Annotated in this window: 22 protein-coding genes; 13 read left to right on the top strand and 9 right to left on the bottom strand. The window is 72.8% G+C overall.

Annotation, left to right across the window (positions count from 1 at the left end; translation table 11 throughout):
• The first annotated feature begins 192 nt into the window (after window positions 1-192).
• From BMY97_RS38980 to BMY97_RS38970, 3 genes are all read left to right on the top strand, one after another.
• Window positions 193-639, top strand: a complete 447-nt coding sequence (locus tag BMY97_RS38980) for a hypothetical protein (RefSeq protein ID WP_091627772.1) — start codon at window positions 193-195, stop codon at window positions 637-639.
• A 158-nt stretch (window positions 640-797) separates the two neighbouring features.
• Window positions 798-1,595, top strand: coding sequence for a trypsin-like serine peptidase (locus tag BMY97_RS38975; protein ID WP_091627770.1), 798 nt, complete (start codon window positions 798-800; stop codon window positions 1,593-1,595).
• Between the two features lie 47 nt (window positions 1,596-1,642).
• Window positions 1,643-2,602, top strand: coding sequence for an SDR family NAD(P)-dependent oxidoreductase (locus tag BMY97_RS38970; protein WP_091627768.1), 960 nt, complete (start codon window positions 1,643-1,645; stop codon window positions 2,600-2,602).
• 12 nt (window positions 2,603-2,614) lie between these two features.
• On the opposite strand, the gene BMY97_RS38965 is transcribed toward BMY97_RS38970, so the two are convergent.
• From BMY97_RS38965 to BMY97_RS38955, 3 genes are all read right to left on the bottom strand, one after another.
• Window positions 2,615-3,424, bottom strand: a complete 810-nt coding sequence (locus BMY97_RS38965; RefSeq protein WP_091627767.1) for a hypothetical protein — start codon at window positions 3,422-3,424, stop codon at window positions 2,615-2,617.
• Window positions 3,425-3,520: 96 nt separating this feature from the next.
• Complete coding sequence (locus BMY97_RS38960) at window positions 3,521-5,041, bottom strand: CehA/McbA family metallohydrolase (RefSeq protein ID WP_091627765.1); 1,521 nt, start codon at window positions 5,039-5,041, stop codon at window positions 3,521-3,523.
• Between the two features lie 398 nt (window positions 5,042-5,439).
• On the bottom strand, window positions 5,440-5,889 hold the full coding sequence (locus tag BMY97_RS38955) for an Lrp/AsnC family transcriptional regulator (protein ID WP_091627763.1): 450 nt from the start codon (window positions 5,887-5,889) through the stop codon (window positions 5,440-5,442).
• A 92-nt stretch (window positions 5,890-5,981) separates the two neighbouring features.
• On the opposite strand from BMY97_RS38955, the gene BMY97_RS38950 reads away from it, so the two are divergent.
• Window positions 5,982-6,833, top strand: a complete 852-nt coding sequence (locus BMY97_RS38950; RefSeq protein ID WP_091627761.1) for an LLM class flavin-dependent oxidoreductase — start codon at window positions 5,982-5,984, stop codon at window positions 6,831-6,833.
• Window positions 6,830-7,246 (top strand): nucleoside deaminase, encoded by a 417-nt coding sequence (locus BMY97_RS38945; protein WP_091627759.1) that lies wholly within the window; start codon window positions 6,830-6,832, stop codon window positions 7,244-7,246. The genes BMY97_RS38950 and BMY97_RS38945 overlap by 4 nt, the downstream gene beginning before the upstream one ends.
• Window positions 7,247-7,294: 48 nt before the next feature.
• Here BMY97_RS38945 and BMY97_RS47425 read toward each other — a convergent pair whose 3' ends face one another.
• Window positions 7,295-7,456 carry a hypothetical protein gene (locus BMY97_RS47425; protein ID WP_177231749.1) on the bottom strand — a complete coding sequence of 54 codons (162 nt, stop codon included), beginning with the start codon at window positions 7,454-7,456 and terminating at the stop codon, window positions 7,295-7,297.
• Between the two features lie 169 nt (window positions 7,457-7,625).
• On the opposite strand from BMY97_RS47425, the gene BMY97_RS38940 reads away from it, so the two are divergent.
• Entirely contained in the window at window positions 7,626-8,147 is a 522-nt protein-coding gene (locus BMY97_RS38940; RefSeq protein WP_245787727.1) for a 2'-5' RNA ligase family protein, read from the top strand.
• On the opposite strand, the gene BMY97_RS38935 is transcribed toward BMY97_RS38940, so the two are convergent.
• Genes BMY97_RS38935 through BMY97_RS38925 form a run of 3 tightly spaced genes read right to left on the bottom strand, consistent with a single transcriptional unit; the run spans window position 8,089 to window position 10,221 of the window.
• A complete protein-coding gene (locus BMY97_RS38935) occupies window positions 8,089-9,159 on the bottom strand; it encodes a hypothetical protein (RefSeq protein WP_091627756.1) in 1,071 nt (356 codons plus the stop codon). The genes BMY97_RS38940 and BMY97_RS38935 overlap by 59 nt on opposite strands.
• Window positions 9,160-9,169: 10 nt before the next feature.
• The gene (locus BMY97_RS38930; protein WP_245787726.1) at window positions 9,170-9,760 is read right to left on the bottom strand and encodes a hypothetical protein; all 591 of its coding nucleotides are present in this window, start codon (window positions 9,758-9,760) and stop codon (window positions 9,170-9,172) included.
• Window positions 9,761-9,771: 11 nt separating this feature from the next.
• Complete coding sequence (locus BMY97_RS38925) at window positions 9,772-10,221, bottom strand: helix-turn-helix domain-containing protein (RefSeq protein WP_091627754.1); 450 nt, start codon at window positions 10,219-10,221, stop codon at window positions 9,772-9,774.
• A gap of 216 nt (window positions 10,222-10,437) precedes the next feature.
• Between BMY97_RS38925 and BMY97_RS38920 the strand changes: the two genes are divergently transcribed.
• The gene (locus tag BMY97_RS38920; RefSeq protein ID WP_091627752.1) at window positions 10,438-11,367 is read left to right on the top strand and encodes an NAD-dependent epimerase/dehydratase family protein; all 930 of its coding nucleotides are present in this window, start codon (window positions 10,438-10,440) and stop codon (window positions 11,365-11,367) included.
• Window positions 11,368-11,377: 10 nt separating this feature from the next.
• The gene (locus BMY97_RS38915) at window positions 11,378-13,549 is read left to right on the top strand and encodes a glycosyltransferase (protein WP_091627749.1); all 2,172 of its coding nucleotides are present in this window, start codon (window positions 11,378-11,380) and stop codon (window positions 13,547-13,549) included.
• On the opposite strand, the gene BMY97_RS38910 is transcribed toward BMY97_RS38915, so the two are convergent.
• On the bottom strand, window positions 13,479-13,985 hold the full coding sequence (locus BMY97_RS38910; RefSeq protein WP_091627747.1) for a GtrA family protein: 507 nt from the start codon (window positions 13,983-13,985) through the stop codon (window positions 13,479-13,481). The two genes, BMY97_RS38915 and BMY97_RS38910, sit on opposite strands and share 71 nt — an antisense overlap.
• A gap of 180 nt (window positions 13,986-14,165) precedes the next feature.
• On the opposite strand from BMY97_RS38910, the gene BMY97_RS38905 reads away from it, so the two are divergent.
• Window positions 14,166-15,320 (top strand): NAD-dependent epimerase/dehydratase family protein, encoded by a 1,155-nt coding sequence (locus BMY97_RS38905; protein WP_091627744.1) that lies wholly within the window; start codon window positions 14,166-14,168, stop codon window positions 15,318-15,320.
• 53 nt (window positions 15,321-15,373) lie between these two features.
• Here BMY97_RS38905 and BMY97_RS38900 read toward each other — a convergent pair whose 3' ends face one another.
• Window positions 15,374-15,967: a maleylpyruvate isomerase family mycothiol-dependent enzyme gene (locus BMY97_RS38900; protein WP_091627741.1), complete on the bottom strand. Its 594-nt coding sequence runs from the start codon at window positions 15,965-15,967 to the stop codon at window positions 15,374-15,376.
• 141 nt (window positions 15,968-16,108) lie between these two features.
• On the opposite strand from BMY97_RS38900, the gene BMY97_RS49250 reads away from it, so the two are divergent.
• From BMY97_RS49250 to BMY97_RS38875, 4 genes are all read left to right on the top strand, one after another.
• Window positions 16,109-17,791, top strand: coding sequence for an SWIM zinc finger family protein (locus BMY97_RS49250; protein WP_281246958.1), 1,683 nt, complete (start codon window positions 16,109-16,111; stop codon window positions 17,789-17,791).
• A gap of 219 nt (window positions 17,792-18,010) precedes the next feature.
• Window positions 18,011-19,453 (top strand): DUF5691 domain-containing protein, encoded by a 1,443-nt coding sequence (locus BMY97_RS38885; protein ID WP_091627739.1) that lies wholly within the window; start codon window positions 18,011-18,013, stop codon window positions 19,451-19,453.
• Window positions 19,450-20,535 (top strand): ATP-binding protein, encoded by a 1,086-nt coding sequence (locus tag BMY97_RS38880; protein ID WP_091627737.1) that lies wholly within the window; start codon window positions 19,450-19,452, stop codon window positions 20,533-20,535. The genes BMY97_RS38885 and BMY97_RS38880 overlap by 4 nt, the downstream gene beginning before the upstream one ends.
• On the top strand, window positions 20,532-22,712 hold the full coding sequence (locus BMY97_RS38875; protein WP_091627734.1) for a DUF5682 family protein: 2,181 nt from the start codon (window positions 20,532-20,534) through the stop codon (window positions 22,710-22,712). The genes BMY97_RS38880 and BMY97_RS38875 overlap by 4 nt, the downstream gene beginning before the upstream one ends.
• Window positions 22,713-22,874: the final 162 nt, after the last annotated feature.

The raw sequence follows: 22,874 nt of genomic DNA, 5'->3' as shown, positions 1-22,874 counted from the left end.
GCGAGGCGACTCTATAGAAAACGGCCCGGGCATGGTGTGCGAGCGGATCACCGGACCCGATCGTGACCCCGGTCACATTTGCCTGCCGGCAGAACCTCGCGTGCCGCCCCGGCGACTACCCGGATGAGCCCCCCGGGCAACCGGGGCGGCCGAGCAGCTGTCCGAAGTGGACACCAACCCAGGGGAGAAGTCATGGCGCTGACACGCAAGCAGGGATTCCTGATGTCCGGAGCGGCCGCGGCGGTCCTGCTGACCGCGGGCACGGTCGGCATCACCACCGCGTCGGCGGACCCGGCGCAGAACACGGGGAGCAACCAGAACATGACGCAGCACAGCCAGACCGCCGCCCAGCCGCCGAAGGGCGCCCGCGCGGTCGTCCAGGTCAGCCCGAACCCGACCACCGAGCGCGGCCAGGAGGTCACGATCACCGGCAACTGCGGCGGCGGCACCGGGCTGAAGGCCGTGGTCGGCAACTCGTTCGAGCGCCCGTCGCTGGTGAACATCAAGATCCTCAAGAGCGACGCGGACGGCTTCCTCGCCAAGGCCAACCTCGCGCCGAACATCGGCAACGGCGTCGGCCCGGTCCTGGTGGACTGCGGCGGCGAGGCCGGCGTGACCCTGCTCGTCACGCACGTCTGACCCGCCGCGGGGGCCGGCCGGGGGCGCACCCGGCCGGCCCCGTGGTCACCCCGATGGCGGCTTTCGCCCCTGTCCGTGGGCTGTCAGGCCACTGTGAGGTTGCTGTGCATCCGCCTTTCCATGGTGCCCCGCGGCCCGAAGCGTGCTGATCTGGACAGGTGACGATCAACGTTTCCCGGGTGGCACTGGCGGTCTCGACCGCGGCGGTGCTGGCGTTGGCGGGTGGGGCCACGGTCAACCCGGCCGACGAGGCGACCGCCCTCGCGGCCGGCAACCCGGTGCCGACCCCCGGGGCCGGCGACGTCACCCAGCCCTCGGCGGCCACCACCACCGCGCTCACCGCGACTCCCGCGGTCGGCGCGTTGTTCTCCGGCGGCAACCACTTCTGCTCGGCGAGCGTGGTGCACAGCCCGGCCGGCGACCTCGTCCTCACGGCCGCGCACTGCCTCGGCGGCGGCACCAGTGGCCTGACTTTCGTGCCCGGCTACCACGACGGCGCTTCGCCGTACGGCAGCTGGACGGTGACCGCCGAAGCGGTCCCCGCGGGCTGGACGGCGTCTTCGGACCAGGACCTCGACTTCGCGTTCCTCACCGTCACGCAGCCGGGCAACCCAGCGTCGCTGGAGAGCCTGACCGGCGCGAACCAGCTCGGCGTCAGCGAGGGCTTCGTCAACCGGATCACCCTCACGGGCTACCCCGACACCACCGACGCCCCGGTGGTCTGCGCGAACACGACCACGCAGTCGGACGTCTACCAGGAGCGCGTGGCCTGCCCCGGGTTCCCGGACGGCACCAGCGGCGGCCCCTGGGTCACCGCCGCCGACCCGGCGACCGGCCTCGGCACCGTCGTCGGCGTGATCGGCGGCTACGAACAGGGCGGCGACACCCCGGACGTGTCCTACAGCGCCTACTTCGACGACGACATCCAGCAGCTGTACAACTCCGCGGTGAGCTGACCTGGGGATTTGACCTGGAGTGCGCTCCAGTTCCTAGCCTGGTGGCCATGACCGCGACCCAGCAGCACAAGATCGGCTCCGGCTTCGGCCCGGGCAGCACCGCCACCGAAGTCCTCGGCGGGATCGACCTCACGGGCAAGCTCGCGATCGTCACCGGCGGCTACTCCGGGATCGGCATCGAGACCACCCGGGCCCTGACCGCGGCCGGCGCGCACGTCGTCGTCCCCGCCCGCCGCCCGGACGTCGCCACGGCAGCGCTTGCGAACGTCGAAGGCGCCGAAACCGCCACGCTCGACCTCGGTGACCTCGACAGCGTCCGCGCCTTCGCCGACGGTTTCCTGGCCTCCGGCCGCGGCATCGACCTGATCGTCGACAGCGCGGCCGTGATGGCCTGCCCCGAGACCCGGATCGGCCCGGGCTGGGAGGCCCAGTTCGCCACCAACCACCTCGGCCACTTCGCCCTGGTCAACCGCCTCTGGCCCGCGGTCCGCCCGGGCGCGCGCATCGTCTCCGTCTCCTCCCGCGGCCACCACCGCTCCGACCTTCACTGGGACGACCTGCACTTCACGCAGCGCCCTTACGACAAGTGGGAGGCCTACGGCCAGGCGAAAACCGCGAATGTCCTCTTCGCCGTCCAGCTCGACGCCCTGGCCCGCGAGAGCGGTGTACGCGCCTTCGCGCTGCACCCCGGCGGCATCATGACGCCGTTGCAGCGCCACCTTTCGCGCGAGGAGATGGTCGAGCGCGGCTGGATCGACGAAAACGGCGAGTTCCTCGTGGCGTTCAAGACCCCGGAGCAGGGCGCGGCGACCCAGGTGTGGGCCGCCACCTCACCCCGGCTCGACGGGCTCGGCGGGCTGTACTGCGAAGACTGCGACATCGCGGAACTCACCGAGCCCGACGCGGACGACGGCGTCCGCGCCTACGCCCTCGACCCCGCCCAGGCGGCGCGGCTGTGGGCCCTGTCCGCGGAACTGACCGGGGTGGACGCCTTCGCCGATCGCTGAAGCAGCGCCGCGTCAGCTGGTCGGCGGAGTCGTCACCTGGTGCAGCGACAGGTCGGGCCCGGCGGCGGAATCCGCGGTCCAGGCGCCGGAGTCCGCGGTCCAGGTCTGGCCGGCGAAGCTGACCTTGTCGATGCCCAGCGGGATCGCGCGGGCGACCAGCCAGCTGCTGAACGCCCAGCCCTCGGCGGCCGGATGGGGGCCGCTGAGCTTGGCCGTGCCCAGCTCGGCCTCCGCGGTGTTCACCAGGTTCGCCGTGGGCAGGCCGACGGTGAGGTTGCGGCAGGTCAGCGCCGCCGGGTACTCGCCGGTCAGCGCGGACGCCGCGGCGCGGGCCTCGGGCTCCCACTGGGCGTAGGCGTCGGGGGCGCCCGAGCGCTGCACGGACTGCGCGACCTCGGTGATCGGCAGCGTCTGCCAGTTGTCCAGCTTCACGAGCTTTTCGTAGAACGCCGTCGACGCGTAGACCGGGTCCTGCAGCTGCGCCGGGGTGCCCCAGCCCTGGCTCGGCCGCTGCTGGAACAGCCCGATCGAGTCCCGGTCGCCGCCGGGGAGGTTGCGCAGCTTCGACTCCTGCAGCGCCGTGGCCAGCGCGATCGTCACGGCGTGCCCGGGCAGCCGGCGCTGGGTCCCGACGGCCGCGATCGTCGCCGCGTTCCCCATCTGGTCCGGTTGCAGCGTGAACTGCGTGGCCGCGGCGGCGTTGGCGTCCTTCGGCAGCGTGACCGTGCACCCCGGCGTCGAGACGCCCTTCTGGTTCAGCACGACCACCACCACGACGACGGCGGCGAGGACTACCACGACCGCCGCGATCGCCGCCCGCACGCCGCACCCGCGCACCCGGAACTCCCACCTGTCGACCCCGCCTGACCGGAGCAAGTCTGCCCGGCACCCCGGTAGGGCGAGCGTGTGGGTCCGGCGCTAGGAGGCGGCGCCCAGGAAGATCGGGTTGGACATGGCCACCATCGCGTTGGGCGTGGTGGTGTTCGGCCCGCCCGAGGGACGGCGGACCTCCACCCGCACCCACCGGCTGTAGCGCGGGTACGTGGTCCAGGTGACCGTGGCGCTGCCCGACGCCGGCACCGTCTCGGTGTGCTCCGGCCCGAGCTGGTCGAGGAAGGTGACGGTGGTGCCCGGGGCCCCGCTCACCGTCGCGCTGACCGTGACCGGCGTGCCGGTGCCCACCGCGATCCGCTCGCCGATGCCCGCACTGCGCCCGCCGCCGGAGGCGCCGAACTCCAGGTTCACGTCCTTCGACTCGGCCAGCCACGAGCGCCCGGCCTTCAGCCCGGCGAGCAGTTCGGCCTGGCGCAGGCTGCCGGCCTGCACGACGGTGTGCGGCAGGGCGACGGTCTGGTCCGGGTTGTGCGCGTCGGAGTCGCCGATCGCCGGGATCCAGCGGCCGCCGCGCAGCAGCCCGTCCCAGTGCGTGACGCTGGCCTCGTCGTCCTGCGTCCAGGGGCCGTTCCACACCTCGACCAGGTCGGCGATCTCGTAGGCGAACTCGTACGTGCAGCCGAAGCAGTTCGCGAACGGGTGCGCCGCGGTGACCAGGCCGCCCGCCCGGTGCACCTGGTCGGTGAACCGGCGGAAGTCGGCCGCGTCGGACGCGCGGTAGCGCCAGTCGATCCAGGTGCCGGCGGGCAGCCCGATCGCGGGCCAGTGCCCGGACCGGGTGGTGACCTCTTCGCCGTTGAGGATCAGCAGGTCGTCGGTGGCGTAGTCTCCCCACACCAGCTGGGAGCTGTTCGTGTTGTGGTCGGTGGACACGATGAAGTCCAGGCCGGCCGCACGCGCGTCGGCGACCAGCTGCCCGGGGGTGCGCTTGCCGTCGGAGTAAACGGTGTGCAGGTGGCAGTCGCCGCGATACCAGGACTTTCCGCGCTGGCGGGCGGGCGCGCTGACCGGCGCCGGGTTCGGCCGGAACGGCGCGCCGTCCGCGCCGAAGGTCAGTGTGACGTCCACCCGGTAGTTCATGCCCTGCGGCGCCACGGTGTACGGGCCGAGGATTACGTGCCAGCGCCCCGCCCGGACCGGCCCCGCGACGTAGCCGGGGGTGGCGTCGGTGGCGCTGATCGAGAACCGGTCGCGGAACCCGCCGGACCAGCCGCGGAACCCGCGCGTGTTGCCCAGCTCGTGCCCTTCCGGCCCGAACATCCCGATGTCGCAAGCATTTCCGCGGACCCCGGCGGGCACGGTGGGCCGGTCGTAGGAGTAGACGACGTCGATCTGCTTGACCCCGCGCGGCACGTCCACGGGCAGGTAGTACCAGTCCGGCACGTCCGGTTTGAACGTGCCGGTGACGGTTTTGGTCTGCTGCTGCGCCGCGCCGGGCGCGGGCGCCGCGAACGCGACACCGGGCAGCAGCCCCGTCGCCGCCCCGGCCGCCACGATCCCGCCCGCACGCAACAGGTTCCGCCTGCTCAGATCCCCAGTGGACATGCACACCTCCGCATAGGAACGACGGCCCGACGCTAGGCGCACCGGGTCGCCGCCAGCAAGGACGCCCAGGTGAACACTCGGCGACCCGGTCGGCGTGGCTGGTGGAAGAGTCCGCCCTGACGCACCGGTCGGCCCCGGTTTCGGTACGGCTGACCGGTTTCCGGCACGACAGCGCGCGGCCGCCGGCGTGGTCCGCGGCTCGTCGAAGAAGCGATGTGTCGCGAAGGCCCGGCTGAAGGAGCTACACAAGCAGACCGAGATCGCGCAGGCGCAAGCCCGAGCCGCGGGCGCACCGTCGCCGGGCTGGTACCCGTCACTGCCCGACCGCACCGGCAGTTTCCGCCCGATAGGCCGGAAACCCAGCAGCAGCAACACATCCACCCCGCCACCGACACCCGTCACGAGGGCTTGCGCGGCCCTCGATACGGCAGCGTCCGGCTGTAGACGACGTTGGTCGTAGTGCTGCCGAACTGCGCCAGCTCCCCCATCACCCGCTCCAGGTGTGCCATCGAGGTGGCCGCGACCTTCAGCGTGTAGCAGTCGTCGCCCGTGGTGCGGACGCACTCGAGCAGTTCGGTGCGCTCGGCCAGCAGCCGGTGCAGGGGCTCGTGCCGGTTGCCGGGGTACTTCAGCCGCACCACGGCGAGGACGGTGAAGCCGACCTTCTCCAGGTCCACCTCCGCGCGGTAGCCGCTGATCACGCCGAGGGACTCCAGCCGCCGGACGCGCTCGGTGGTGGCCGAGGCGCTCAGGCTGACGCGTTTGCCCAGCTCGGTGAGCGGGAGCCGGCCGTCCTGCTGCAGTTCGGCGAGGATCGCCCAGTCGGTGTCGTCGAGACTCTCGGCCATCCCGGCAATCTACCGGCAGATCCACGGCGCCGGCCCGGAAATGCCGGAAGGAGTCCCTTCACCGAGCGGCGCCGCCTGGATAGCGTTTTCCCGTGCGACTCGGCGTGAACATCCCGAACTTCGGCCCCGGCACCGACCCGGGGATGCTGCGGGCGTGGGCCCAGACCGGCGAAGGGCTCGGTTACGACCTGCTGATGGTGTCCGACCACGTGGCGGTGACCCCGGACGTCGCCGCGCAGTACCCGGCGCCGTTCTACGAGCCGTTCACCGCGCTGTCCTGGCTGGCCGGGGCGACGACCCGGGTCCGGCTGGGCACGACCGTGCTGATCGTGCCCTACCGGCATCCCCTGCTGACCGCGCGGATGGCGGCGAACCTCGCCGGCCTCAGCGGCGGCCGGCTGGTGCTCGGGGTGGGCGTCGGCTGGGCGAAGCAGGAATTCGCGGCACTGGGGGTGCCGTTCGAACGCCGCGGAGCCCTGACCGACGAGTACCTCGCCACGATCCGCGCGGCGTGGGCCGACGAGCGGGACTATCGCGCCGGCCCCATCCCGTTGTGGATCGGCGGCGGGAGCGACGCCGCGTTGCGCCGCGCCGTCCGGCTCGGCGACGCCTGGCACCCGCTCCGGTTCGAGCTGCCCTGGCTTCGCGACGCCGTCACGCGGCTCAAGGCGTTCGCCGACGCCGCGGGCCGGCCGGTGCCCGGACTGGCCCCGCGGATCGCCCTGCGGCTGACCGAAAAGCCGCTCGATGAGCGTCTGGCCGGCGAGGGCACTGTCGAGCAGGTGATGGGCGACCTCGAGCAGCTGCGCCTGCTCGGCGCCGCCGACGTGGTGCTCGACCCGTTCACGGGTGACCCGGAGGAGACCCGGCGGCCCACCGCCGCCTGGCGAGCGCTCGCGGCCGTCGCGGACGCCTGGAAAACAGCCACAGAAGGAAAAAGATGACCCACGAACTGCTCCGCCACGCGATCGGCCTGGCCGCGAAGGCACGCGAAAGCGGCAATCCGCCGTTCGGCTCGCTGCTCGCCGCCCCCGACGGGACCGTGCTCGCCGAAGCGCGGAACACCTCGGTCACCGACCGGGACATCACCGCGCACCCGGAACTGAAGCTGGCGCGCTGGGCCGCACGCGAGCTGGATGCCGCCACGGCCGCGAAAACCACCATGTACACCAGCTGCGAGCCGTGCGGGATGTGCGCGGGCGCGATCGAGCGCTCCGGCCTGGGCCGGGTGGTGTTCGCGCTCTCGACCGCTCAGCTGGGCACCCTCAAGCCCGCCGCCGCGGGGGCGGGCTTCACGAAGGAGGGCCCGGCGTTGTTCGACGAGGCCCAGGTCCCCGTCGACGGTTATTACCGGTGAATCCCCCGTTAATGCTTATTACCCACCCCTGGGCGCGGCCCCGTAATGTCAGCCGCGGGTACTGATCAATTCTCTTTCCGGCGCTCCCCGCTCGGTCCGGCGGCGCACCGGAAGGCAGGCCAGGAGCAGGGAAACCGCCACGACGCCCAGGAGCACGTGGCCGGCGAGGGCGCACAATCCGCACAATGCGGTCCATAGGACGATCTTCATCAACCGAGTGTAGGGCGGCCCGGAATGGGCGGCGAAAAACTTGGGGAAGACTTAGGGTTTCGGTCCGGCCACATTCCCGCGCCGGAAAACCCCGCCCATGGGCCCTTCAGGTCCACAGTGGACAAACCCCGGCCGCGCCCGGTGCTCGCGGGTGCGGGAGGATCGGCCCGTGCCCACTCCCGGAACCAGCGCGCTCGTGGTCGAGCTGCCCGCCGCCGAAGGACTGCTCGACGCCGCCCGCGCGGTGAACCCCGCACTCGTACGGCCGGGCCTGTCGCCGCACGTCACGGCGCTGTACCCGTTCCTGCCCGCCGCGCAGCTCACCGAAGCGGTCGACGAAGCCGTCGCCGCGCTCGCCCGCGAGCACCGCGCCGCCGACGTGCCCCTGACCGAACTGGTCGTCACGGCCGGGTTCGTCGCGGCCGCGGCGCCCGCGCTGCAGCCCCTCGCCGACGCCGTCTGCGGGCAGTGGCCGGACGTCCGGCCCTACGGCGGCCGGTTCGGCCCGCGCCCGCCGGTGCACCTGACCATCGCGATGGGCGGCACGGAAGCCGAAACCCGGGAGGTGGCGAAAGCGGCGGAAACGCTGCTGCCCATCACCGGCCGCGCCGAGGCGCTGCACCTGGTGGTCCTCACCGAGCAGGGCTGGCAGCTCCGGCTGACGGCTCCGCTCGGAACGCCCGCGCGATAGCCCGCAGCCGCGCCACCTCCGCGGCAAACGTGGCGTCCCCGTCAGCGGGAACGCCGGCCTCCGCGGGCGCGCCCGAGCGCAGCGCCCGCGCAGCCGCGTCCGGTGGCATCGACGGCGCGACCCCGGCCAGGATCAGCCCGTCGTTGACCTCGCTCATCACCGTGAGCAGCCGCTCCCGCCCGGTGACGCCGGCGGAGCCGAGCCGCACCACGTCCGGGAAGCGCCCCACCAGGTGGGTCCGCAGCGGGCGCAGCGCGGCGCGGGTGCGCGCGTCCCGGATCGCCCGGCCCGCGGCGGGCAGCACGGGCAGGGTCAGGCCGATCACGATCAGCAGCACCGACACCGCCGGGAACCCGACGTCCAGCGTGCACTCGAGGTTCGAGAAGGCGCCGCTGCACGACATGGCGACGGGGTGCGCCGAGCTCAGGTCCCCGATCAGGCCGGCGATCTTGCCGGCCAGATAAGCCAGCGCGAACGCGCACGCCACGAGCATCACACCGAGCCCGGCCCGCAGCGCACCCGTGCCCGCGCGGATCGCCCCGGCCGAAACGATCGCGATGTCCACCACCGCGAAGCCGAGATAGAGCGTGTACACGAAGATGTAGACCACCAGCGTCGGGTTCGAGCGGTACAGCTCGTCGAACAGCCCGATCCCGGTCGGCAGCCCGGACGTGGCGAAGAACGAAACCACCAGCACCACCAGCGCGACGGCGAGCGCGGCCTGCCGGCTCCGGCGGCGGCGGTGCGCGACACCGCCTATCTCCGCGACCGTGACCTCGATGCCGTACGCGGCCACCATCGTCGCCAGGTTCGACAGCAGCCGCCCGAGGCTGGGGTAGATCCGGCTCTCGATCGCCTGCGCGCCGTCGGCCAGGAAGCAGAACGCCACGCCGAGCGCGATCAAGGTGATCGCGAGGCCCGCGCCCGCGCCGGTGCGCCGGGCCCGCCGCGCGCGCCAGAGCCCGGCGGCCAGCGCGAGCAGGCCGACCCCGAAGAAGAGGACGTCGATCATCACCGGGCGGCTACCCGAGCAGCGACGCGAGCCGCTGGGCCTGGTCGGCGGAGCGGCCGGACGCGCCCGGACGCAGTGGCGCGAGACCGGCGGTCGCCTCGCTCATCAGCAGCACGGCGATCAGCTCGGCCTCGTATTCGTCCTCGTCACTGGTCACGCGGGTGAGCAGGTGGGAAAGCAGGTGCGCGCTCAGGTCCGGGGCGACCGCCGCGGCTTCGGCCTTCGACATCAGGCAGACACCGCGGTGCTCGCACAGCAGGTGCGCGATCTCGTGGGCGATGATGTGGTCCTGGTGCAGTGGCGAGGCGGCGGCGGTGTAGGCGATCAGGTCGTAGTCCGCGCGCCGCTGCCAGGCCCCCGACGGAAGCCCGGGCGCGTACTCGACGGCGACCAGGTCGATTTCCCGGCCACGCCGCCGTTCCAGCCGGTCCACCCACTCGTTCATCGACCACGGGCGCGGCAACGGGACCTCACGCAGCAGCTCGCGCACGCGCACCCGGGCGCGTGCCCGCAGGCTCGGGTCGATGACCCCTCCCGAAACGATCGGCGGTCGGACCAGCCGGGTGCATTGGGCGCGGCCCGCACCGGCGCCGATCAGCATAGCGGGCAGCGCTACTCCGCCTTCCGCCCGCGACGGGACCCGTCGCGGGCCGCGTCGTAGCTGTTCAGCTGGTCCACCAGCGTGGTCACGGTTTCCCGGTCGCGCGGGGAAAGGCGCATCGCGCGCTGGGCGAGGTCGCGTGCCTCGGTGTCGCGCCAGGCCACGACTTCGGCGACCTGGCCGTCGACGCGCTCGGCCACGTCCTCGTCGAAGAAATACGTGACGGGCACGCCGAAGAACCGCGCCAGCGCCTGGATGTGCGAACGCTTCGGATCACGCCGCGCGCCCACCGCGAGCTGCTGGACGTGCGTGGCCGACATGCTCACGCCGGTCAGGTCGGCGACCCCCTTCGCGATCTCGCGATAGGAGTACGGCTTCCGGTCCGGCGGGTGCACGGTGGCGATCAGATTCCCCAGCCGCTCGGCGAAGCTGCGTTCACCGTCTTCCGGTGTCCCGGCCATCAACGCCCCCAAATCGTCCTGCGCCCGTGACGTGGTCGAGCATAACCGTCACGAAAGCTTGACACCAGCTGTCCCGTCAAGGATACACTTCGCACCGGTGGTGTGAAGAAAACTAAACACGGTTCGTCCGCGTGTGGTCACTGGGGGTGGCCGCACGCGGGCGCCCGGGCCGCTCCACCAAGGAGGCGCACAGCTCTCGCGGGTAGGTTGTCCGCCATGTCACTCCCGAGCGGTCCGGAAAGGACCTCCGTCCTGGTCACCGGCGGCAGCGGCTTCATCGGCCGCCCGGCCGTGCGCGCCTTCCGCGACCAGGGCTTCCCGGTCACGGTCGTGGACCGGGTTCCGTACGAGACCACCGACGAAGGCATCCGCGTGGTGGTCGGCGACCTGCGGGACGCCGCGACCCGCGAAGCCGCGGTCACCGCGGAGACCGCGGGCATCGTCCACCTCGCCGCGCTCACGTCGGTGCTGAAGTCGGTCGAACGCCCCGCCGAAACGTTCACCGAGAACGTCGCCGTGACCCACGAGCTGCTGGAGCTGGCGCGGCGGCGCGAAGTGCCGCAGTTCGTGATGGCCTCGACGAACGCGGTGGTCGGCGACGTCGGCACGTCGACGATCACGGTGGACCTGCCGCCCCGGCCGCTCACTCCGTACGGCGCCACGAAAGCCGCCTGCGAGATGCTGCTGTCCGGCTACTCCGGCGCGTACGGCATGACCACCTGCGCGCTGCGGTTCACCAACGTCTACGGGCCGGGCATGTCCCACAAGGACAGCTTCGTCCCGCGCATGATGCGCGCGGCGCTGGCCGGCGAGGGCGTGCGCGTGTACGGCACCGGCGAGCAGCGACGGGACCTCGTGCACGTGGACGACGTCGTGCGCGCGATCCTGCTGGCGTTCGAAAGCAAGTACAGCGGCCGCGCGATCGTCGGCGCCGGGCATTCGGTTTCGGTGCTGGAGATGGTCGAAACGGTGCGCGAGGTGACCGGCGCCGAGCTGCCGGTGGAGCACGTCGCCGCGCCGGCGGGCGAGATGCCCGCGGTGCTCGCCGACATCTCGGCCAGCGCGGAGACCATCGGCTTCACCCCCGCGATCTCGCTCGCCGACGGACTGGCCACGGCGTGGAAGTACTTCTCCGAACTGGACTGAAAGCAACCCCGTGACCCTGTTCCTCCGCCGGCACGCGCTCCTGCTGGCCCTGCTCGCCGCCGGCACCGCGCTCCGGGTGCTGACCTGGGTGGCCTACCGGCCCGCCCTGCTCTACATCGACTCGTTCCGCTATCTGAGCAACCTCGGGCTGCGCGGCGACCAGATGAACCCGATCGGCTACGACCTGGTGCTGCGGCCGCTGCTGGCGGTCGGCGGGCTGGCCTTCGTCGCGGCCGTGCAGCACGTCGCCGGGCTCGCGATCGCCGTCGGGATCTACGCGCTGGCCCGGAAACTCGGCGCCCGCCGGTGGGTTTCCGCGCTCGCCGCCGCGCCGATCCTGCTGGACGGCTACCAGCTGCAGATCGAGCAGAACATCATGTCCGAGGTGCTGTTCGAGGCACTGCTGCTCGGGCTGCTGTGGCTCCTGCTGGCCCGCGGGAAGCCGAACTGGCGGCGGATCGCGCTCGCCGGGCTGGTGATCGGCTTCGGCGTGCTGGTGCGGCTGATCGGGATCTCGCTCGCCGTGCCGTTCCTGCTCTACGTGCTCGCGGCCGGCCGCGCGTGGCGGCACTGGCGAGGCTGGCGCAACGCGGCGGCCGGGCTGCTCGCGATCGTCGTCGTGGTGGTGCCGTACGCGGTGGAAGTCAAGGCGCAGACCGGGAAATGGGGCCTGAGCGGGCCGTCCGGCAGCATGCTCTACGGGCGGACCGCGGCCGTCGCGGACTGCGCGAACCTGCACCTCGACCCGACGTTGCAGGTGTTCTGCCCCACCGAGCCGATCCCGGAACGGCTCGTCGACAACTACACCCACGCCGACCAGGACCCGCTGTGGCCCGGGCCGCTGCCGCCGGGCGCCGACCGCACCGCGCTGGCGGACGAGTTCGCGCACGACGTGCTGAAGGCGCAGTGGTGGGACGTCGCGAAGGCGGTCATCGGCGACTTTTCCAAGAGCTTCCGGTTCACCCGCTCCACCGCGATCAACGACGTGCCGCTCGACCGCTGGCAGTTCCAGCAGACCTACCCGCTGTGGGCCGACCCGCCCGGCGTCGCGATGGTCACGCAGTCCTACGACGGCATCGACCCGACCGTGAACGAGCCGATCGCGACTTTCCTGCGGGACTACCAGATCAACGGCGGGTTCGTGCCCGGCGCGGTGCTCGGCTTCTTCGCGCTGCTCGGCCTGCTCACCTTGCTGCGGCGCAAGAAACCACGGGACCAAGCCCGCAGTGGCGCGCTGTTCGCCGCCGGCACCGGGCTGTTCCTGCTCTTCGCGTCCGCGGTGTTCGAGTTCTCCTGGCGCTACCAGCTGCCCGCGCTCGTGCTGCTGCCGGTGGCGGGCGCGCTCGGCTTCACGACGCTGACCGCCGCCAGCCGCCGCCGGCTCGGGGCGTACCCGGACGCGGTGGACGACGGCGCGGTCGCGGACTTCGAAGGCCGGCACCCGGACGCCACGCTGTCCGAGCTGACCGTGGTGATCGCCGCCTACAACGAGGCCGGCGGCATCGGGCAGGTGCTGGAGAAGATGCCGGACGAATGCCTCGGCCTGCCCGTCGACGTCCTGGTGGTGGTCGACGGCGGCACCGATGACACCGCGCGCATCGCGCAGGAGCACGGCGCGTACGTCTGCGTCGTACCGACCAACCGCGGCCAGGGCGCCGCGCTGCGCGTCGGGTACCACCTGGCCGCGGGCAAAGGCGCGAAGTACATCGTCACCACCGACGGCGACGACCAGTGCGACAACAGCGAAATGCCCGAGCTGGTCGCCCCGCTGCTCGACGGCACCGCGGATTTCGTCACGGGCTCGCGCCGGCTGGGCTACGAAGAGGCCGACAGCCGGATGCGCTGGCTCGGGGTGCGGCTGTTCGCCTGGCTGGCTTCGGCGCTGACGTGGCGGAAGATCACCGACACCTCGTTCGGATTCCGTGGCATGCGGGCGGAACTGGCCTGCGCCGTCCCGCTCAACGAGCCGCAGTACCAGTCATCGGAACTGCTACTGGGGATCACCGCGCGCGGCGCCCGCGTGCTGGAGCGGCCGATGAGCATGCGGCTGCGCAAGGCGGGCAAGAGCAAGAAGGGGAGCAGCCTGGTCTACGGCGCGAACTACGCCCGGGTCATGACGGGGACGTGGTGGCGGGGGTACGTGCTGCGCCGCGGCCGAACACGAAGCGGTCGAGCATCGTGAACTTCACGACGAACACCAGCGCGTAGCTGCCGATGTAGGCGGCGTCGATGAGCACGACCCACCAGAAGTGCGGCAGGTCCAGCGGCGCGAGCAGGTGGCCGGTGAGCGTGGTCAGGCCCACCGAGGCGAGCCCGCCGAGGGAGATCACGGCGACGTACGGCACCAGCTCGGCACCGATCCGCGGGCGGCCGCGCCGGCCCCACACCCAGCGGCGGGTGAGGAAGAAGTTCAGCACGGCGCCGGCGGCGAACGCGAAAACGCTGGCCAGGGCCGGTGCACCGCCCAGCGTGAGCACCGAAATCAGCGCCGCCTGGCTGAGCAGCGTCGCCCCGACCGAGCTGGTCGCGGCCCGAAAGAACCGGATTGTGCCGCGTCGCCGGGATCGGGGTGATTCCTCCGTCGTGCGAGGCTTCGCCGGATTGGCTACCGTCGTCATGTCCCCAGTCTCCCCTCGGCCGTCCGCCACGGCCGCCCGGCCCCCCGACGCATAGGAGATTCACAGCTCATTGCCAGGTCTTCATCAGCACCTGGTCGATAGGTTCGAGCGCGGTCATGGCGTCATGTACAAAGAGGAATCAGCGTGCTTGTCGCGTAAACAATACGGAAAGGCTCCTCTATGCGAGTGCTGGTTCTCGGTGGCGACGGATACCTGGGGTGGCCCACGGCACTGCACTTGTCGGACAAAGGCCACGAAGTGGCTGTTCTCGACAATTTCGCCCGCCGCCAGTACGACGTCGAACTGGAAGCCGAGAGTCTCGTCCCCATCGAAGACCTGGCGACCCGCATCGATGCCTGGCAGGAGGTGTCGGGCAAGAAGATCATTTCCTACATCGGCGATCTGCTCGACGCGGAATTCCTCTACAACGCGGTGCGCGAGTTCGCGCCCGACTCGATCGTCCACTACGCGGAGCAGAGTTCCGCGCCGTACTCGATGATCGACCGTGAGCACGCCGTGTACACGCAGAACAACAATGTGGTCGGCAATCTCAACCTGCTGTACGCGATCGCCGAGATCAACCCGGACATCCACCTGGTCAAACTCGGCACGATGGGCGAGTACGGCACGCCCAACATCGACATCGAGGAAGGCTGGCTCGAGGTCGAGCACAATGGTCGCACGGACCGGATGCTCTACCCGAAGAAGCCCGGCTCGTACTACCACCTGTCGAAGGTGCACGACTCGCACAACATCGAGTTCGCCTGCCGCATCTGGGATCTGCGCGCCACCGACCTCAACCAGGGGGTCGTCTACGGCCAGGAGACGCCGCAGACCACGCTCGACCCGCGCCTGGCCACCCGCTTCGACTACGACGGGGTGTTCGGCACGGTGCTGAACCGCTTCGTCATCCAGGCGGTGCTGGGCCAGCCGCTGACCGTGTACGGCAAGGGCGGCCAGACCCGCGGCCTGATCGACATCCGCGACACCGTGGAGTGCATCCGGCTCGCCGTCGAGAACCCCGCCGAGCGCGGCGAGTTCCGCGTGTTCAACCAGCTGACCGCGACCATGTCGGTGAGCGAGATCGCGGACCTGGTGGCGGAGGCCTTCCCCGGCCCGGTGCAGATCGAGCACCTGGACAACCCGCGCGTCGAGCAGCCGGAGCACCACTACAACGTCAAGCACACCGGGCTGGTCGGGCTGGGGCTGAAGCCGCACCTGCTGTCGGACACGCTGATCGAGTCGATGTTCGACATCGTCGGCGCCAACAAGCACCGGGTGAACATCGACCGGATGCTCCCGCAGGTCAGCTGGCGCGGGGCGATCAAGAGCTGACGCTCTCTCGTGCTGAAGACGCCGGGCCGCCTTTCGTGGCCCGGCGTTTTCCGTCAGTAGGTGGGCCAGGGGCCGAGCGGGGGCAGCGGCCCGGTGAGGCTCGCGCCGTCGCCACGGCCGGCGAGCCAGGCGGCCAAGTCTCGGACGGGCCCGGCGGTGGCGGTCAGGCTCGTGCCCGCCGGGATCCGCTCGCGCAGGAAGCCGACGGCGTGGGCGGCGAAGTCCTCGGGCCAATCGGCCGGGCCGATGCCGGCGTCGAGGTCCACGAGGTGGATCCAGACCTCGCGCCAGCGGGTGTACACGGCCGGTTCGCAGGCTGGCCAGTCCTCGACGCGCGACCAGACCCGTTCCAGGGCCCCGGCCTGGGTGGCGACGGCGACGCGGTGCTCGTCGGCGGTCCGGCCGGACGTGGCGTCGATGATCGAGTCCCGCTCCCCCGGCGCCCACATCGCGACGGTCTCGCCGCGCAACGCGTGCTCGACGACCCGGGTCCGGGCGCGCGCAGCGTCGGCGAGGTGGGCGAGCACGTGGCCACGGGTCCAGCCGGGCAGCAGCGAAGGCTCCCGCACCGCGTCGTCCGTGAGCCCGGCGAGCGCGGCGCCGAGCCGCCGGTGGGCCTCGGCGACGGCGGTGAGCGGTGGGGTCACGGGGCCAGATCGTAACGGGCGGATCGTGGCGGCCGCCGAAAATGTCGGTGCCGGATGGGATGCTTCTCCGGTCAGCCCCGCCAGGGGAGGAAACGATTGTGCGGCAAGGGAACAGTGGCCAGGGAAACGTTGGGGGGACCGGTGGCGGCGCGCTGGAGCACCGAGCGCGTGCTCGGGCTCGCGCCGGACGCGTCGTCGGCGAAGGCCGGGCGCGGCCAGGCGGTGCCGGCGAGGTGGTCCGGCGCGGGCGCGTCGGCGCGGGCTGTGTGGGGTGCCTGCCAGGGCAGCGGGCAGAAGCCGTACCAGGCGGCGGTCGAGCTGGCCGGGCCGGCGTTCCGGTGCACCTGCCCGAGCCGGAAGTTCCCGTGCAAGCACGCGCTGGGTCTGTTGCTGCTGTGGTCGTCGGGGCAGGTGCCCGAGACCCCGGACGAGCCCGGATGGGTACGGATCTGGTTGGAGGAGCGGGCTTCTCGCGACGCCCGCGCGGAGAAGCGGCCGGAGGCGCCGAAGGACCTCGAGGCCGCGGCGAAGCGCGCGCAAGACCGGATGGCCCGCGTCACGGCGGGCGCGGCCGAGCTGCGCGGCTGGCTGACCGACCGCGTCGAGGCCGGCTTCGCGGGCTTCGAACGCGGAGGGGCCGGAGAGCTGCGCGGCGTGGCGGCGCGGATGATCGACGCTCAGGCAACCGGCCTGGCCAATGGGTTGCGGCGGGCCGCGGGCCTGGTCGGCCGGGGCCGCGACTGGCCGGGTGACCTGCTGGCGGAGCTGTCGCTGCTGTACGTGCTCGCAGGCTCGGTGACCCGCCTCGAACAGCTGCCGCCCGACCTGGCCGAGACGATCCGCACCCGCCTCGGCTTCGCCACGAGCACCGCGCAGGTGCTGGAGTCCGGCGAGCGCGTCGCCGACCAGTGGCTGGTCACCGGCGCGGTCGACGAGGAGCTGGACGCGCTCCGCACCCGCCGCACCTGGCTGCGCGGGCGGCACTCCGGCCGTCCCGCGCTGGTGCTGTCGTTCGCCCCGCCGGGCCGCCCGCTGGACAGCTCGCTGCCACCGGGCCACATCGTGCCGGGCGAGCTGGCCTTCTACCCGGGCGCCGTGCCGCTACGTGCCCTGTTCGCCGACCACACCGAGCCGGTAACCTCACCTCCCCCGCGAGGCGACACCGTCGCCGAGGCCCTGTCGTCCTACGCCGAGGCCCTCGCTGCGGACCCCTGGCTCGACCGCTGGCCCATGCTCCTCGCCGACGTGACCCCAGCCCGCTACCCCGGCCCTGGCACCGGCCCGGTTGTCCCGTCCACCGGCCCGACCGGCCTGCCCATCAGCCCAACCGGCAGCGCCACCAACCCGACCGGCCTGCCCACCAGCCCAACCAGCAACGCCACCAACCCGACCGGCCCAGTTGTCCCGTCCACCGGCCCTGCCGGCAGAGCCGCCGGCCCAACCGGCAACGCCACCAACCCGACCGGCCTGCCCACCGGCACAACCGGCAGGGCCACCGGCTTGGCTGGCCCGTCCACCGGCCCAACCGGCAACGCCACCAACCCGACCGGCCTGCCCACCGGCAGCGCCACCGCCCCGGCTGGCCCGCCAACCGGCCCAGCCCGCCCGACCACAGACTCGGCCGGTCACCCGACCACTGGCCGGACCGGCTGGGCACTGTCCGATGTAGACGGATCCGCCCTGCCCCTGACCCCGGGCACCGACCCGTGGCGCCTGCTGGCCCTGGCCGCGGCACACCCGGTGACCCTCGCGGCCGAATGGACCCCCGCCGGCCTCCGCCCCCTCACCTGCTGGCACCCCGATGGCGTGGTGCGCCTTGACTGAGCAGCCCTTCCCGGCCGTGCTGCCCGGCGCCACCGCCTCTGCCACGCTCGCCGCGATAGCCTCTTCAACCACCGACTTCCCTTACACCGCAACAGCAATCACCACCACAGCACCCGAGATCACCACTCCCGGCGCAGCAAACACCCCCATCCCCGAAGGGACCCCTCCCCTGCCGTCCGCGGCCCTCCACCACCACTCCCCAGCCCAGGCGGTGCCCCGATGAAGGCCTGGGAGGACCTCGTCAGCACCGCCTTGCTCGGCACCCGCCGCCGGGCGCTCGACCGCACCGGGCAGCCGGCCGCGATCCGGGCGCTCACCGAAGGCATCCGTGACCCCGCGGACGGAGTGCTGACCACCGCGGCGCTCGTCACCAACTACCGGCGAGCCGGGCAGCTACCGGTCCCGGGGGCGCGGCGCGAGGATCCCGCCGAGCCGGACGGGCGGCCGCCGGTCCCGCCCGTGGCGCGCGAGCGGCTGGCCCGGCTGCTCCACGCGAACCGGCCCGAGCTGCTCGAAGAGTGGCTGAACGCCGTCGCCGCGGCCGGTTTCCGGGTGCCGCCCGACCAGGTGCCGCAGCTCGCCGAGAAGGCGCGGTCGCGGGTTCCGCTGCGGGCGCCGCTGGCGGCGGTCGCCGGGGCCGTCGGCACCTGGCTCGGCGAGCGGAACCCCGACTGGGCCTTCCTGGTCGCCACGGTCGCGGACGACAACGACGACGCCTGGCAGTACGGCACCCCCGCGCGGCGCCAGGCCTGGCTCGCGCGCGCACTCGCCGAGGACCCGGACGCCGCCCGGGCCGCGCTCGCGGCCACCTGGCGCAGCGAGCCCGCCGACCAACGCGCCGTTTTCCTCGGCCTGCTCGGCGAACACCTGACCGAGGAGGACGAGCCGTTCCTCGACGCCGCGCTCGCCGAGCGGGCGGCGGGGGTCCGCGACACGGCCACGCATCTGCTCGGCCGGCTGCCCGAAGCGGACCTCGGCCGGCGCATGGCGGCGCGCCTGCAGGACTGCGTCACCGTCCGCAGCCGGGAGTTGCGGGCCGATGTCCTGCAGCTGACCCGGCCCGAAGCGGACGACACGCTGCTGCGCGACGGCGTCCGCGTGCCGCACGGGCCGGACCAGGGCACCGGGCGGCTGCGCGCGATCATTTCCGCCACCCCGCTGGGTTTCTGGGCGAAGTTCGGCACGCCGGCCGACCTCGTCGGCATGCTCGTGGAGGGCTGCCCGCTGCCGGTGCTGCGCGACAGCTGGGCCACGGCGGCGATCCGGCAGGGCGACGAGGCGTGGGCGCAGGCACTGGTCGAGGCGGAGCCGGGCGGGCGCAGCACGGCCGCGCTGATCGGCGTGCTCGCCCCGCAGCGGCAGGCCGCCACCGTCGCGAAGCTCGCGCGGGGCCTCAAAGTCGAGGCTCTCACCCGGCTCATCCTCGACCTGCCGCAGCCGTGGCCCGAAGAACTGGGCCGGGTGCTGCTCGACTGGGTCGCCGCGCAGCAGGACCACCGGCTGGTCGCGCACGCGGCCACCCTGATCGCCAAGGCGGTGCCGCCGGCCTGCCTCGGCCACCGGCTGGCCGTGATCCCCCTGCCCGGCGAGGCCGCCCCGTGGCGGCGAGCCGTCGCCGAAACCCTCACCTTCCGCCGCGAAATGCACGAGGAGCTCTCATGACGTCCGCAGTCCTCCGGCCCCACGCCGAGCAGGAGTACGCCGGTGAACTGGCCGCGCTGGCCGCGGCCGACGACCGGGCCAGGCCGCCGTCGTGGCTGCTCTCGCCGTGGGCCGTGGTCACCTACCTGCTCGGCGGCCGGCTCGACGACGGCACCGAGATCACGCCCAAGTACGTCGGCCCGCGCCGGCTGGTCGAGGTCGCCGTCGCGACGCTGGCCACCGACCGGGCGCTGCTGCTGCTCGGGGTGCCCGGCACGGCGAAGACGTGGGTGTCCGAGCACCTGGCCGCCGCCATCAGCGGCGATTCGACCCTGCTGGTGCAGGGCACGGCGGGCACCGCCGAGGAGTCGATCCGCTACGGCTGGAACTACGCCCGCCTGATCGCCGAAGGCCCGAGCGAGCGGGCGCTGGTGGAAAGCCCGATCCTGCGCGCGATGCGCGACGGCAAGGTGGCCCGGCTGGAGGAGCTGACCCGCATCCCCGCCGACGTGCAGGACTCGCTGATCACCGTGCTGTCGGAGAAGACCCTGCCGATCCCCGAGCTGGGCAGCGAAGTACAGGCGCGGCCCGGCTTCACGCTCATCGCCACGGCGAACAACCGCGACAAGGGTGTGAACGAGCTGTCCAGCGCCCTGCGCCGACGGTTCAACACCGTGGTGCTGCCGCTGCCGGACACCGCCGAAGCCGAGGTGGAGATCGTCAGCCGCCGTGTCGCCCAGCTCGGTGCCGCGCTGTCGCTGCCGGCGGAGGCCGCGGAGCTGGCAGAGATCCGCCGGGTGGTCACGGTGTTCCGCGAGCTGCGCGCGGGCCGGACCGAAGACGGGCGTACGGCGGTGAAAACACCGTCCGGCACGCTCTCCACCGCCGAGGCGATCAGTGTGCTCACCGGTGGTCTCGCGCTGGCGGCCCACTTCGGCGACGGCGTGCTGCGCGCGCAGGACGTGGCCGCCGGCATCCACGGCGCGGTGGTGAAGGACCCGGTGGCCGATCGCGCGATCTGGATCGAGTACCTGGAGACCGTGGTACGCGAGCGCGACGGCTGGGCCGACTTCTACCGGGCGGGCCAGGAGATCAGCGGATGACCACGCACCTGCTCGGGATCCGGCACCACGGGCCGGGCTCGGCGCGGGCGGTGGCCGCGCGGCTCGCCGAGCTGGAGCCGGACGTGGTGCTCATCGAAGGCCCGCCCGAGGCCGACGCGCTGGCCGGGCTGACTGCCGACGAGGGCATGCGCCCACCCGTGGCGCTGCTGGCGTATGCGGCGGACGACGTGTCGAGCGCCGCGTTCTGGCCGTTCGCGGTGTTCAGCCCGGAGTGGCAGGCGCTGCGGTACGCCACCGCCGCGGGGGTGCCGGCGCGGTTCTGCGATCTCCCCGCGGCGCACCAATTCGCGCTCGGCGAAGAAGGCAGCACCCGCTCCGGCGACCCGCTAGCCGAGCTGGCGGCGGCCGGCGGGTACGACGATCCCGAGCGCTGGTGGGACGACGTCGTCGAGTCGCGGCGCGACGCCGAGCCGCCGTTCGAGGTGATCGCCGAGGCGATGACCGCGCTGCGGGAAGACGAGCGGCCGGAAGACCTCCACGAACGGCGGCGCGAGGCGTACATGCGCACGGTGCTCCGCAAGACGCGCAAGGAAGGCTTCGAGCGGATCGCGGTGATCTGCGGCGCCTGGCACGTCCCGGCGCTGGCCGACCCGCTGCCGACGGCGGCCGCGGACCAGTCCGTCCTCAAAGGACTCCCGAAGCGGAAGGCGGTGTGCACCTGGGTGCCGTGGACGCACGGCCGGCTCGCGACCGGCAGCGGTTACGGCGCCGGGGTGCGCTCTCCCGGCTGGTACCACCACCTGTTCACCACGGCCGAGGACGTCACCGCCCGCTGGCTCACCCGCGTGGCGGGCGTGCTGCGTGAGGAGGATCTGCCGGTCTCGACCGCGCACGTGATCGAGGCGGTGCGGCTGGCCGACACGCTGGCGACGCTACGAGGGCGGTCTTCGGCCGGGCTCGCGGAGGTCGACGCCGCCACTCGCGCGGTGCTGTGCGGGGGCGACGACGTGCAGGCCGACCTGGTCACCCGGCGGCTGGTGGTGGGCGAGCTGCTCGGCGAGGTGCCCGAGAGCGTCCCGCAGGCACCGCTCGCGGCCGACCTGATCGCCACCGCGCGGCGGCTGCGGCTCAAACGCGAGCCGGAGCCGCGGGAGCTGGACCTCGACCTGCGCATGCCCGCCGGCGTCGACCGGTCCCGGCTGCTGCACCGGCTGCGGGTGCTCGGCATCCCTTGGGGCACAACGGAAATCTCGGCGACGCGCAGCAAGGGCACGTTCCGCGAGACCTGGACGCTGTGCTGGGAGCCCGGCTACGAGGTGGACCTGGTCGCGGCGGCGGTGCACGGAACCACGGTCGGGTCGGCCGCGGCCACGGTGGTCCGCGAGGTCGTGGCCGGGAAGCCGCCGCTGGCCGACGTCACCACGGCGGTCGAGGACTGCTTGCTGGCGGACCTGGGTGACGCGCTGCCCGAGGTGCTCACCGCGCTCGACACCCGCGCGGCGGCCGACGCGGACGTCGCCCGGCTGATGGCGGCGCTGCCCTCTCTGGCGCGGGCGACGCGCTACGGCGACGTCCGCGGCACCGACACGGCGCGGCTGCGGGAGGTCGCGGACCGGATGCTCACCCGCGTGTGCGCCGGCCTGCCACCCGCGACCCACGGCATCGACGAGGACGCGGCCGAACGCTTCTGCCGCCTGGTCGACGACGTGCACGAGGCGACGACCCTGCTGGGTGAAGCGGCGCGCGAGCGCTGGCTCTCCGCGCTGTCCGGCCTCGCCGGGCGCGACACCCTGCCGCCGCTGCTGGCCGGACGGGTCGTCCGCCTGCTCCACGACGCCGACCTGCTGGACGGCACAGAGGTCGAGCTGCGGCTGGGCCGTGCGCTCACGCCGGGCGTCGAGCCCTCGGCGGGCGCGGCGTACGTCGAGGGCTTCTTCGCGGGCGGCGCCCTGCTGCTGGTCCACGACGAGCGCATGCTGCGGGTGATCGACACCTGGCTGGGCGGCATTCCCCCGGAGGTCTTCACCGAGGTGCTTCCCTTGCTGCGCCGTACTTTCGGCGCCTTCACAGGCCCGGAGAAGCGCGCCATCGGCGAGCGCGCCGCCACCCTGTCCGGCACCGCCCCAAAGGCCGCGACACCCACCGACGACCTGGACGACCCCCGCGCCGAGCTCGCCCTGCCCGTCCTGGCCACCCTCCTGGGAGCGACGCCGTGACCGAACCGAGCGAATCCGCCGCACCGACCCCAGCAACCGCACCGGCCCACCTCGCCCAGCCGAACCCGCCGACCGGACCGGCAGACGCCGCCGGATCCAGCGGACCCACCGCGCCGAACCCACCAACCGCACCCGACACGCCCGGCGGACTCACCGCGGGTA

The organism is Amycolatopsis saalfeldensis (assembly GCF_900110575.1).
GTDB lineage: Bacteria > Actinomycetota > Actinomycetes > Mycobacteriales > Pseudonocardiaceae > Amycolatopsis > Amycolatopsis saalfeldensis.
This window is presented reverse-complemented; position numbering and strand designations above follow the sequence as displayed.

Bases quoted from the DNA above. Each gene is read 5' to 3' on its own strand.
- BMY97_RS38980 (WP_091627772.1), top strand. From the start codon at position 193: ATGGCGCTGACACGCAAGCAGGGATTCCTGATGTCCGGAGCGGCCGCG.
- BMY97_RS38970 (WP_091627768.1), top strand. From the start codon at position 1,643: ATGACCGCGACCCAGCAGCACAAGATCGGCTCCGGCTTCGGCCCGGGC.
- BMY97_RS38960 (WP_091627765.1), bottom strand. From the start codon at position 5,041: ATGTCCACTGGGGATCTGAGCAGGCGGAACCTGTTGCGTGCGGGCGGG.
- BMY97_RS38955 (WP_091627763.1), bottom strand. From the start codon at position 5,889: ATGGCCGAGAGTCTCGACGACACCGACTGGGCGATCCTCGCCGAACTG.
- BMY97_RS38945 (WP_091627759.1), top strand. From the start codon at position 6,830: ATGACCCACGAACTGCTCCGCCACGCGATCGGCCTGGCCGCGAAGGCA.
- BMY97_RS47425 (WP_177231749.1), bottom strand. From the start codon at position 7,456: ATGAAGATCGTCCTATGGACCGCATTGTGCGGATTGTGCGCCCTCGCC.
- BMY97_RS38935 (WP_091627756.1), bottom strand. From the start codon at position 9,159: ATGATCGACGTCCTCTTCTTCGGGGTCGGCCTGCTCGCGCTGGCCGCC.
- BMY97_RS38930 (WP_245787726.1), bottom strand. From the start codon at position 9,760: ATGCTGATCGGCGCCGGTGCGGGCCGCGCCCAATGCACCCGGCTGGTC.
- BMY97_RS38925 (WP_091627754.1), bottom strand. From the start codon at position 10,221: ATGGCCGGGACACCGGAAGACGGTGAACGCAGCTTCGCCGAGCGGCTG.
- BMY97_RS38920 (WP_091627752.1), top strand. From the start codon at position 10,438: ATGTCACTCCCGAGCGGTCCGGAAAGGACCTCCGTCCTGGTCACCGGC.
- BMY97_RS38910 (WP_091627747.1), bottom strand. From the start codon at position 13,985: ATGACGACGGTAGCCAATCCGGCGAAGCCTCGCACGACGGAGGAATCA.
- BMY97_RS38905 (WP_091627744.1), top strand. From the start codon at position 14,166: ATGCGAGTGCTGGTTCTCGGTGGCGACGGATACCTGGGGTGGCCCACG.
- BMY97_RS38885 (WP_091627739.1), top strand. From the start codon at position 18,011: ATGAAGGCCTGGGAGGACCTCGTCAGCACCGCCTTGCTCGGCACCCGC.
- BMY97_RS38880 (WP_091627737.1), top strand. From the start codon at position 19,450: ATGACGTCCGCAGTCCTCCGGCCCCACGCCGAGCAGGAGTACGCCGGT.
- BMY97_RS38875 (WP_091627734.1), top strand. From the start codon at position 20,532: ATGACCACGCACCTGCTCGGGATCCGGCACCACGGGCCGGGCTCGGCG.